9 protein-coding genes and 2 pseudogenes are annotated in these 9,869 nt (G+C 72.1%); 3 read left to right on the top strand and 8 right to left on the bottom strand.

Translation table 11 applies throughout. The features are described 5' to 3' along the window. Positions 1 to 88: 88 nt before the first annotated feature. From fxsA to ABZ646_RS31710, 4 genes are all read right to left on the bottom strand, one after another. Positions 89 to 652, bottom strand: coding sequence for an FxsA family membrane protein (gene fxsA, locus ABZ646_RS31725; RefSeq protein ID WP_360526440.1), 564 nt, complete (start codon positions 650 to 652; stop codon positions 89 to 91). Between the two features lie 119 nt (positions 653 to 771). Continuing rightward, positions 772 to 1,566, bottom strand: a complete 795-nt coding sequence (locus ABZ646_RS31720; RefSeq protein WP_360526437.1) for a polyprenol monophosphomannose synthase — start codon at positions 1,564 to 1,566, stop codon at positions 772 to 774. Positions 1,567 to 2,174: 608 nt separating this feature from the next. Beyond that, positions 2,175 to 3,779, bottom strand: a complete 1,605-nt coding sequence (locus tag ABZ646_RS31715) for an amidohydrolase (RefSeq protein ID WP_360526434.1) — start codon at positions 3,777 to 3,779, stop codon at positions 2,175 to 2,177. 67 nt (positions 3,780 to 3,846) lie between these two features. Next, positions 3,847 to 4,287: an Lrp/AsnC family transcriptional regulator gene (locus tag ABZ646_RS31710; protein ID WP_360526431.1), complete on the bottom strand. Its 441-nt coding sequence runs from the start codon at positions 4,285 to 4,287 to the stop codon at positions 3,847 to 3,849. Positions 4,288 to 4,553: 266 nt separating this feature from the next. Here ABZ646_RS31710 and ABZ646_RS31705 point away from each other — a divergent pair, with 266 nt between their 5' ends. Further along, positions 4,554 to 5,012 (top strand): hypothetical protein, encoded by a 459-nt coding sequence (locus tag ABZ646_RS31705; protein ID WP_360526428.1) that lies wholly within the window; start codon positions 4,554 to 4,556, stop codon positions 5,010 to 5,012. A 1-nt stretch (position 5,013) separates the two neighbouring features. Here ABZ646_RS31705 and ABZ646_RS31700 read toward each other — a convergent pair. Beyond that, positions 5,014 to 5,937, bottom strand: a pseudogene (locus tag ABZ646_RS31700) (phosphotransferase family protein); the annotation flags it as partial. Between the two features lie 4 nt (positions 5,938 to 5,941). Then, positions 5,942 to 6,253, bottom strand: a pseudogene (locus tag ABZ646_RS31695) (hypothetical protein); the annotation flags it as partial. A gap of 145 nt (positions 6,254 to 6,398) precedes the next feature. Here ABZ646_RS31695 and ABZ646_RS31690 point away from each other — a divergent pair. Then, the gene (locus ABZ646_RS31690; RefSeq protein WP_165939559.1) at positions 6,399 to 6,641 is read left to right on the top strand and encodes a hypothetical protein; all 243 of its coding nucleotides are present in this window, start codon (positions 6,399 to 6,401) and stop codon (positions 6,639 to 6,641) included. Here the strand turns inward: ABZ646_RS31690 and ABZ646_RS31685 are convergent. After that, positions 6,604 to 7,776, bottom strand: coding sequence for an acyl-CoA dehydrogenase family protein (locus ABZ646_RS31685; protein WP_360526425.1), 1,173 nt, complete (start codon positions 7,774 to 7,776; stop codon positions 6,604 to 6,606). The genes ABZ646_RS31690 and ABZ646_RS31685 overlap by 38 nt on opposite strands. 329 nt (positions 7,777 to 8,105) lie before the next feature. Between ABZ646_RS31685 and ABZ646_RS31680 the strand changes: the two genes are divergently transcribed. Further along, on the top strand, positions 8,106 to 9,338 hold the full coding sequence (locus tag ABZ646_RS31680; RefSeq protein ID WP_360526422.1) for a glycoside hydrolase family 18 protein: 1,233 nt from the start codon (positions 8,106 to 8,108) through the stop codon (positions 9,336 to 9,338). A gap of 56 nt (positions 9,339 to 9,394) precedes the next feature. On the opposite strand, the gene ABZ646_RS31675 is transcribed toward ABZ646_RS31680, so the two are convergent. Next, positions 9,395 to 9,869: TetR family transcriptional regulator (locus ABZ646_RS31675; protein ID WP_360526419.1), on the bottom strand; the 475-nt coding region annotated here is incomplete at its 5' end.

Raw genomic sequence — 9,869 nt, 5'->3', positions numbered from 1 at the left:
GCTGAGGGCGCCGTACGTTCGTGAACGTACGGCGCCCTCGGCTTTGTGCTCCCCGACAGGACCCCGCAGGGTCACGGCGTCAGGAGGGTCACCGCGTCAGCGGCGGCCGCTCCCCCGTCGGCTCTTCGCCCCGGTCCGGGCCCTCCTGCCTGATCACCTCGCCCTGCACCACCTTGCCGTCCGGGCGGTGCATCCGGGCCTGCTGGAAGACGTTGCCCAGGGTGCCGGGGGCGGCCACGCGGAGCCTGCGGTCGATGGTGCGTTCCGCGAGGCGGGAGACGGCCTTCTGGACCGGGGGCAGCAGGAGCAGCAGGCCGAGGGCGTCGGAGACGAGGCCGGGGATCATGAGGAGCAGGCCGCCCAGCATCGTCAGGCCGTTGCCACCGCCGCGCTCCGGGGAGCCGCCACGCCGGATCGCCTCGTTCAGGCTCTGGAAGGCACGCCGGCCGGCCCGCTTGATGACCACGGCACCGCCGACGATTCCCGCCACGAGCAGCAGGAACACGGTCATGCCGCCGACCGCGCCCGCGACCAGCGTCAGCAGCCAGATCTCCAGCACGAGCCATGCCGCGAGGCCCAGCGGCAGATACCGGGCGAGCCGGGAGCGCCGGGGCCGGTCGGTGTACGGAGGGGTCTGCGCGCCAGTCGTCATGCACCCAGTGTGCCTGGGCCCGGCTCAGTGCGGGATAAGGGGATGATCAGCCGGATCTGTGAGGTTTCCGGACCCCGGGCGTGGGGCCGCCGCCCGCGCTCCGGGCCGGGCGGCGCCCGCTACGACTGCCCGCCCCTGCCGGTGATCTTGCCCACCCGCTCGGTGACGCCCCACGAGGTGACCCGCCACAGGGCCTCCACCAGGATGTCCCGGCTCATCTTGGAGTCACCCAGCTCGCGCTCCACGAACGTGATGGGCACCTCGACGACGTGGAAACCGGCCTTGACCGCGCGGCGGGCCAGGTCGACCTGGAAGCAGTAGCCCTGGGAGGCGACCTCGTCCAGGCCCAGACCCTCCAGGGTCTCGCGGCGGAAGGCGCGGTAGCCGCCGGTGATGTCACGCAGCGGCAGGTCGAGGGCGAGGCGGGAGTACAGCGAGCCGCCCCGGGAGATGAACTCGCGGGACTTCGGCCAGTTGACGACCCTGCCGCCGGGCACCCAGCGGGAGCCCAGCACCAGGTCGGCACCCTTCAGCGCGGTCAGCAGCCGGGGCAGCTCCTCCGGCTGGTGGGAGCCGTCGGCGTCCATCTCGACGAGCACGCCGTAGCCGTTGTCCATGCCCCAGCGGAAGCCCGCGAGGTAGGCCGCGCCGAGGCCTTCCTTGCCCTTGCGGTGCAGGACCTGGACGTGGTCGTCCTCGGCGGCCAGTTCGTCGGCGAGCTTGCCCGTGCCGTCGGGGCTGTTGTCGTCCGCCACCAGAACGTGCGCCTCGGGGACGGCCTGGCGCACCCGGCCGACGATGGACTTGATGTTCTCCGCCTCGTTGTAGGTCGGAATGATCACCAAGGCCGTGCCGAGCGGGCCGAACTGCCTACCCTGGGCCTTTGCCGCGAGGGTCCCGTCGCCGTCGTTCACTGCTGCCCCTTCATGTCGTACGCAGGGGACCACCATAGTGGCCAAGGCCTGCGGAGACGTGACGGCTCATTCGTATGGCGGTGTCGATTGCACAAGAACGGGGTAAGGATGCCCGTTTCGGGTGGCCGTCATCCCCGCTTTCGCCAGCGTGTTCCCCCGCACAGCCACTCTGTTCCCCTGCGGATGGGGGCCCGGTGCCCTTCGGGCCGACCTGGGACCCGCTGGCTGCGGGTCGACCGAAAGCCGTTGTCTACTGAGCTCCGGGCCCCACCCGGGTCACACCTCCCGACCGGCCTGGACGTTCCCCCGTCGGCGCGGGCGCTGAGCCTGGCTCCCAGTGGCGGTGCCCCGGTGCGGCACACCGTCCCTGACCCAGCGGCGCTGCGACGAGTGCGCGAACTGCTCCCCGGTCGGGCGTCCGGTGGTGGACTCCGCCGAACCTACCGGCCCGCTGCCGCTGGCTGTCAACAGTCGTTTGACCTGCATAAATACCCTCAAACCCCAGGTCAGGGCGGAGGATGCGCAGGTCGCGCGACGCGGCGGCGGCCGGCGATGACGACCGCGCCACCCCGGGAGATCACTCGCCCGGCCGTACGAATGCGGTCCGGTCACTCGCCCGGCCGTACGAACACCGTTCGGCCGCCGACCACCGTGCGCAGGCAGACCGGCAGCTCGCGGCCGGGGGTCAGGTCGGGCAGCCCCGGAGTGCCGGAACGGGGATCGGTGGACCAGCGGGCGACCCGGTCGTCCGGGGCCTGCACCACCAGTTCGTCGGTGCGCCAGACCGCGTAGTCGGCGGGCGCGCCGGGCACCAGGACGCCGGCGTCGTCCCGGCCGATCGCCCGCCAGCCGCCCCGCGTGTGCGCGGTGAACGCGGCGCGGACCGAGACCCGGTGCTCGGGCGTGTGATGGAACGCGGCGGCGCGGACGGTGCCCCAGGGGTCGAGCGGGGTGACCGGAGTGTCGGAGCCGAAGGCGAGCGGGACCCCGGCCTTCAGGAGGGCCGCGTAGGGGTTCAGGGCGCGGGCCCGCTCGGCGCCCAGGCGCTGGGCGTACATGCCGTCCGCTCCGCCCCACAGGGCGTCGAACGCGGGCTGCACGGAGGCGATCAGGCCCAGTTCGGCGAAGGCGGCGATGTGCTCGGGGGTGAGCATCTCGGCGTGCTCGACCCGGTGCCGGGCGGCGCGGACCCGGGCGGGACCGGCCTTCTCGGCGGCGGCGCGCACGCCCTCCACCACGGCGGTCACGGCGGCGTCGCCGATGGCGTGGAAGCCCGCCTGGAGGCCTGCCTCGGTACAGGCGACGACATGCGCGGCGACGGCCGCCGCGTCCAGATAGGCGGCCCCGGTGTGGCCCGCGTCGGCATAGGGCTCGTGCAGGCAGGCGGTGTGCGAGCCGAGGGCACCGTCGACGAACAGGTCACCGGCGGCGCCGCGCGCGCCCAGCTCCCGCGCCTTGTCGGCGTTCTCCTCGGCCCAGTAGCCGACGACCCGGGGGCCCGGCACCTCGGCCGCGAGCCGCAGCAGGTCCGTGAAGTCGTCCTCGGACGAGATCTTCGGGCCGCCGCACTCGTGCACCGTGCCGATACCGAGCGCTGCCGCATGCGCGAGGGCGGTGCGCTGGGCCTCGGCACGCTGTGCGGGCGTCACGGCCGCGAACGCGGCGGCGCGTACGGCGTGGTGGGCGTCGCCCGTCAGCGGGGCGTCCTGACGGGCGACCGGGTCCGGGACCAGGTCCAGCAGGGCGGTGGTGACCACGGCCGAGTGGACGTCGATTCGGGAGAGGTAGAGCGGGCGTCCGCCGGTGGCCGCGTCCAGCTCGGCGCGGCTCGGCGGGCGGCCGCCGGCCCAGCGGGAGGCGTCCCAGCCGTGCCCCAGCAGCACCCGGTCGTCCGGGCGTACGGCGGCGAAGTCGCTGACCAGCGTCAGGGCCTCGGCGACCGAGGTCGCCCCCGACAGGTCGAGTCCGGTGAGTGCGAGCCCGGTGGACGTGGTGTGGACATGGGCGTCCGTGAAGGCGGGGGTGACGAGAGCACCGTCCAGGTCGACGATCTCGTCGACCCCGTCGGCGAACGCGTCGGCGGCGCCCTCGGACCCGACCCAGGCGACCTGCCCCCGCTCCACGACCATCGCGGTCGCGAACGGATCGGCGGGGCTGTGCACCTCGCCGCGGCGGAGGAGAACGGTCTGGGGCTGGTCGGTGCGCTCACTCATGGGGACCAGTCTCGCCCCTCGGGCCGATCACCTTGTCACGAGGGGCCGTGTGCACACGCCCCACCGCTCAGATCCTCGGCGGCCGTGCCTCATAGGGCGTCGACAACACCACCGTCGTCCGCGTGGACACCCCCGCCAGACTGCGCAGCCGCGCCAGCAGCCCCTCCAGCTCATGGGGCGTGGCCACCCGCACCTTGAGGATGTAGTTCTCGTCGCCGGCCACGCTGTGGCACGCCTCGATCTCGGGGACGCCGGCCAGCCGGTCCGCGATGTCGTCGGGGGCGCTCGGATCGAACGGCTTCACCGAGATGAACGCCGTCATGGGCAGTCCGACGGCCTCCGGGTCGACGACCGCGGCATAGCCGCGGATGACGCCGCGCTGTTCCAGCCGGCGCACCCGCTGGTGCACGGCCGACGTGGAAAGACCCGTGGCCTTGCCCAGGTCCGTGTAGCTCATCCGCCCGTCCTTGACGAGCAGCTGCACGATGTGACGGTCCAGCTCCTCCATGGCGCAAAAGCTACCGTGCGCCTGATCTCCTCGGGTACCTCGGCGACGCAGGTCATAGCCGGTTCGTGATGTCACGGAGGGCTCACCGCGGGGCGCCCGAGGGACAAAACCGCCGCAGCGGGCACCTGCGCACGGCATGTGACGAACGACACAGCCCCCGAACGGGCTCCGTGATGGTCTCGTGATTACCGCCGAGACCGGGCGGGAAGTGCTTGCTGTGGTCGAGGCCGCAGTGCCTTCACGGCCCAGCCCGAGGGGGAGTACCCATGCAGAGTCTTAAGCGCCCTGGTCGTCCCGCGCCCAAGCGCCCGCAGTTGGTTGTCGAGCCCGAGCCGGAGGGCGTCGAACCCGACCTCTACGAGGCCGAGGAACTGGACGCCTACGACACCTTCGAGATGTTCCGGGTGGTCTGCCCGGACTGTGCGCAGCCGATCGCGCTGCTGGCGGACGAGGAGTTCCTGCCGGAGCACGCGCTGTGCGCCTCGCCGTGGAACCCGTTCGGCCTCACGGTCTGTGCCGGTACGGGCCGCGCGGCGGCCGACGCCCCGTCCGCGGACGAGTCGGCCGAGCCTCAGGAGCAGGACACCGCCCTCCTGCTCACCCTGCCCCAGGGTCTGGACTGGCGGACGCAGCCCTTCTCGCACGTCGGTGGCGCGGGCTCACGCCCGATGCGCGTACCGGCCATGCGCTTCGGCGGCGGTGTCCTCGGCCGTCAGGCCGCCTGAGTCAGCGCACCGCACTCCAGTAGTCGCCCTGCACCATGGCGCGCAGGCTGCCGTGGTGCAGGGTCAGTGTGTCCGGATCCGCCGGCACGGCGGCCTCACCGAAGTACACCTGCCGGTAGGCGATGCGCAGCATGACGATCGCGTGCCGCAGGGCGGCGTACAGGGTGTAGAAGTCCATGTCGCGCAGGGTGTGGCCGGTCAGGCGTGCGTAGCGGTCCTCGATGCGGTCGCGGCGCAGGAAGCCGGGCAGCCCCGGCTGTCCGGAAGCGGTCGTCAGGTCCTGGAAGAAGCGGTGCAGGTACACGGTCCAGCCGAGGTCCACTTCGCGCGGGGCCGCTGCGGCCATCTCCCAGTCGAGCACGGCTACGGGGTCGAAGCCGGCGTAGACGATGTTGCCGATGCGGGCGTCGCCCCAGTTGAGGACCGGGTCGCCGGGCTCTCGCGGCCACAGCTGCGCAAGCCGGTCGAACGCGGCCTCGATCAGCGGTGAGCGGGCGAGCCCGTCCACCACCCAGTCGTAGTAGGCGCGTTGGGATCCGACGTGCCTGCGCAGCGCGTCACCCTCGCCGGGGAGGGCGAGGAACCCGGCCTCCGCCACCGGGACCTGGTCGTGCAGCCGGGCCAGCAGGCCGACCGACGCCGCTTCGAGGTGCTGGCGTTCGCCGTCGGTCGCCGCGTGCAGCCAGTTCCCCTCGTACGTGTAGGGCATGACGTCGGGCGGGACGCGCCCCTCGGCCCGCTCCATGACGAAGAAGGGCGCGCCCAGCGGCCCCGGGTCCTCCTCCAGCCACAGCACACGGGGCACGGGCACGTCGGTGTGCTCGCCGACCAGCCGCATGGTGCGGTACTGCCGGGTCATGTCGTACGAGGGGAAGACCGTGTAGGCCGACGGGTCCGCTGCCAGTCTCAACGCGCATGCTCGCACGGAAGCGCCGGAGCGGCTGCTGGACCTCGATGCGCAGCGGGCCGACCGCCGGCCGCATCCGGTCCTCGCCGAGGGCGTCCGAGGCGCGCACCGCGTGCAGGGTGTCCCCGGTGCGCAGGGTGGCGTAGGCGTCGATCACACCGACGTTCGGGTAGACGCCGAGGCCCAGGACGAGCAGGGCGGCGCCGGAGTGGTCGAGGACGTGGAAGATGCAGCGGTCGTAGGCGTTGCGGTCCCCGGTGGCGACGTGCCGCATGGACAGCGGGACCTGGTGCACGGGGTACTCGTCGAGCGGTACGGGACGGTCGTCGGCCATGGCGGGCCTCCCCGGTGGCGGAGAAAGTCCGGCTGACGGTACGTCAGAAGAGAGGAAGGGGCCAGATCCCGGACCGGACGCCCGTGAACTCACGCGCGATTCGGGGAACCGGTGACCTGGGCGGCAGCCGCCGCGTTGGCCTGGCATGACGACCACGTACTCCGCCCTCGGCCGTCAGCGCCGGATCTTCGTGCCCCCGCCCGCCTCGTCACTTCCGCCGCCCACGCCGCAGGACCCGCCGATCTACCGCGAGCTGATGCGGATCTGGGCCGACCGGGGCCGCGCCCTGCCGGGCCGCCATGACCCGGAGTGGGTCAGGCTGGCGGCGCCGACGGTCGCACGCGGGCAGTTCAGCGACTTTCCGGCCCTGCCACATGACGGGCGATGACCATCCGCTGGATCTGGTTCGTCCCCTCGACGATCTGCAGGACCTTGGCCTCGCGCATATAGCGTTCGACCGGGAAGTCCGCCGTGTAGCCGTAGCCGCCGAGTATCTGGACGGCGTCCGTGGTGACCTTCATCGCCGTGTCGGTGCAGTGCAGCTTGGCCATGGCGGCCTGCCGGGCGAACGGACGGCCCGCGTCGCGCAGCCGGGCCGCCGCGAGGTAGAGGGCGCGGCCGGCCTCGATCTGGGTGGCCATGTCGGCGATCATGAAGCGCAGGCCCTGGAAGTCGGAGATGGGGTGCCCGAACTGCCGCCGTCCGGTGGCATAGGCGACCGCCTCGTCCAGGGCGGCCTGGGCCAGGCCGATCGCGCAGGCCGCGATGCCGAGCCGGCCGGAGTCCAGCGCGGACAGGGCGATGGCGAAGCCCTGGCCCTCCTCGCCGAGGCGGCGCTCGTCGGGGACCCGGACGTCGTCGAGGTGGACCTGGGCGGTCGGTGAGCCCTTCATGCCCATCTTCTTCTCCGGCGCCGCACCGGACAGGCCCGGGGCGTCACCGGGCACCAGGAAGGCGGTGATGCCGTGCGAGCCCTCCCCGCCGGTGCGGGCCATCACCGCGTAGAAGTCGGCGATGCCGCCGTGCGTGATCCAGGCCTTGGTGCCGTTGATCACCCAGGAGTCGCCGTCGCGGACGGCTCTGGTGCGCAGGGAGGCCGCGTCCGAGCCGGAGGCCGGTTCGGAGAGGCAGTAGGCCCCGAGCAGGCCGCCGCCGAGTATCGCGGGCAGGTGTTCGACCTGCTGCTGCTTGCTGCCGTAGGCGGCGAGCGGGTAGCTCGCGAGGGTGTGCACGCTGACCCCGAGGCCGACGGTGAGCCGGGCCGCGGCCAGCTCCTCCAGGACCTGGAGGTAGACCTCGTAGGGCTGGTCGCCGCCGCCGCACTCGGAGTCGTACGGCAGGCCGAGCAGGCCTGATTCGGAGAGCAGGGTGAAGACCCCCCGCGGGAAGCGTCCGGCGTCCTCCTCCTCGGCCGCCTGGGGCGCGATCTCGTGCCGGGCGATGTCCCGGACCAGCGAGAGCAGGTCTCTCGCCTCTTCCGTGGGCAGTTGACGCTCCACCGGCTGCGGGTCGCGGTCGGACATGGCGTCGGTCTCCTCCCTGTCGGGCACCGGCGGACACGGCCCACGGGTAGGGGCGGCTCCGCCTGTCGTTCGAGTGCGGCCGAGGGGGCGTCTCCGGGTCTCGGAAGCTGCTGACCTGCGGCTGCGCAGTGAGTATGCCCGATCGGGGACCTCGCGTCACCAGTTAACGACCGCTTACTTCAGGAATTCCAGGCCAACATCCGGGCGCATCGAGATTGGTCCGAACCATTGACCCGACTGGTCTAGTCCTCCTAGGGTCCATGACCAACGCTTTACCGCGTTCATGCCAATCGGCGCGCGTTCCCCTCTCCCCCAGGAGGAGACACCCGATGCACATCTTCCACCGCTCCGGCTTCCGGGCGCTGCTGTCCGCGGCCTGTTGCGCCGTCCTCGGCGCCGGACTGCTGGCCGGCGCGGGCACCGCCTCGGCGGCCGCCCCGCCCGCCCCCCGGGTGAAGGCCGGCTCCAAGGTCGTCGGCTACTTCACGGAATGGGGCACTTACCAGCGCAACTACCTGGTCAAGAACGTCGAGACCTCCGGCTCGGCCGCGAAGCTCACCCACATCGACTACGCCTTCGGCAACGTGACCGGCGGCAAGTGCGCGATGGGCGACGCGTACGCGGCGACCGACCGCGCGTACACCGCCGCCGAGTCCGTGGACGGCGTCGCGGACACCTGGGACCAGCCGCTGCGCGGCAACTTCAACCAGCTGCTGAAGCTGAAGAAGAAGCACCCGAACCTCAGGATCCTCTGGTCCTTCGGCGGCTGGACCTGGTCGAGCGGGTTCGGCGAGGCCGCCAGGAACCCCGCCGCCTTCGCGCAGTCCTGCTACGACCTGGTGAAGAACTCCAAGTGGGCGGGCGTCTTCGACGGCATCGACATCGACTGGGAGTACCCGAACGCCTGCGGCAACACCTGTGACACCAGCGGCCGGGACGCCTTCAGGAAGGTGATGGCGGCACTGCGCTCGAAGTTCGGCAGCGGTGCGCTGGTCACGGCGGCCATCACCGCCGACGCCACCGGCGGCGGCAAGATCGACGCGGCCGACTACGCCGGCGCGGCGCAGTACGTCGACTGGTACAACCCGATGACCTACGACTACTTCGGCGCCTGGGCCTCGACCGGCCCGACGGCCCCGCACTCGCCGCTGAACTCCTACGCCGGCATCCCGACGGCGAACTACTACACCTCGGCGACCATCGCCAAGCTCAGGGGACTCGGCATCCCGGCGGCCAAACTGCTCCTCGGCATCGGCTTCTACGGCCGCGGCTGGACCGGCGTGACCCAGGCGGCCCCCGGCGGCACCGCGACCGGCCCGGCGGCGGGGACCTACGAGCAGGGCATCGACGACTACAAGGTCCTCAAGGGCAGGTGCCCGGCCACCGGCACGGTGGCCGGCACGGCGTATGCCAAGTGCGGCAGCGACTGGTGGAGTTACGACACCCCGGCCACCATCGGGACCAAGATGACCTACAAGAACCAGCAGGGTCTGGGCGGCACCTTCTGCTGGGAACTGAGCGGCGACACCGCGAACGGCGAGCTGATCAAGGCCGTCAACTAGCCCCCGTCACGGGGGGCCTGGGGCGGAGGTACCACGAGACCTCCGCCCCTCGCGCGTCACGTGTCCCGGCGGGCCGGGGCCGGGGCGGGGTAGGACGGGTCGAGCTCCTCGATGGCGCGCAGGGTGCCGCCGAGGGTCTTGACCAGCAGTTCGCACATGGTGTCGCGGGAGAGTCCGGGGCGGTCGATCCACTCGAGGGTGGCGCCCTCCACGCTGCACAGCCAGGAGAGCAGGCCCATCCGGGCCAGCGGGGCGATGTCGGTACGGCCGTAGGCGCCCTCGGCGATGGTCACGACGATCGCCTCGCGCACACCGTCCCGGATGGCGTGCACCTCGGCGTCGAAACCAACCCCGCCGCTGACGATCGTGCGGTACGCGGCCTGGTGGTGCTCGGCGTAGCGCAGATAGCTGTCGATGGTGCGGTGGACGCGGTCCATGCACAGGCGCAGCAGGTCGACCGACTCCGGGACGGTCTCGCGGAGCTTGTTCAGCAGTATCGCCCACGCGGTCTGGAAGGCCAGCGGGAAGTCG

It is taken from the genome of Streptomyces sp. NPDC007162, assembly GCF_040634175.1.
Lineage (GTDB): Bacteria > Actinomycetota > Actinomycetes > Streptomycetales > Streptomycetaceae > Streptomyces.
The sequence above is the reverse complement of the archived record's forward strand: the minus strand, read 5'-3'. Positions and strand labels throughout refer to the sequence as shown.

What these genes read in the sequence shown, in the direction of transcription:
- ABZ646_RS31705 (WP_360526428.1), top strand. Translation starts at nt 4,554, where the DNA reads ATGCAGAGTCTTAAGCGCCCTGGTCGTCCCGCGCCCAAGCGCCCGCAG.
- fxsA (WP_360526440.1), bottom strand. Translation starts at nt 652, where the DNA reads ATGACGACTGGCGCGCAGACCCCTCCGTACACCGACCGGCCCCGGCGC.
- ABZ646_RS31710 (WP_360526431.1), bottom strand. Translation starts at nt 4,287, where the DNA reads ATGGAGGAGCTGGACCGTCACATCGTGCAGCTGCTCGTCAAGGACGGG.
- ABZ646_RS31685 (WP_360526425.1), bottom strand. Translation starts at nt 7,776, where the DNA reads ATGTCCGACCGCGACCCGCAGCCGGTGGAGCGTCAACTGCCCACGGAA.
- ABZ646_RS31690 (WP_165939559.1), top strand. Translation starts at nt 6,399, where the DNA reads ATGACGACCACGTACTCCGCCCTCGGCCGTCAGCGCCGGATCTTCGTG.
- ABZ646_RS31715 (WP_360526434.1), bottom strand. Translation starts at nt 3,779, where the DNA reads ATGAGTGAGCGCACCGACCAGCCCCAGACCGTTCTCCTCCGCCGCGGC.
- ABZ646_RS31680 (WP_360526422.1), top strand. Translation starts at nt 8,106, where the DNA reads ATGCACATCTTCCACCGCTCCGGCTTCCGGGCGCTGCTGTCCGCGGCC.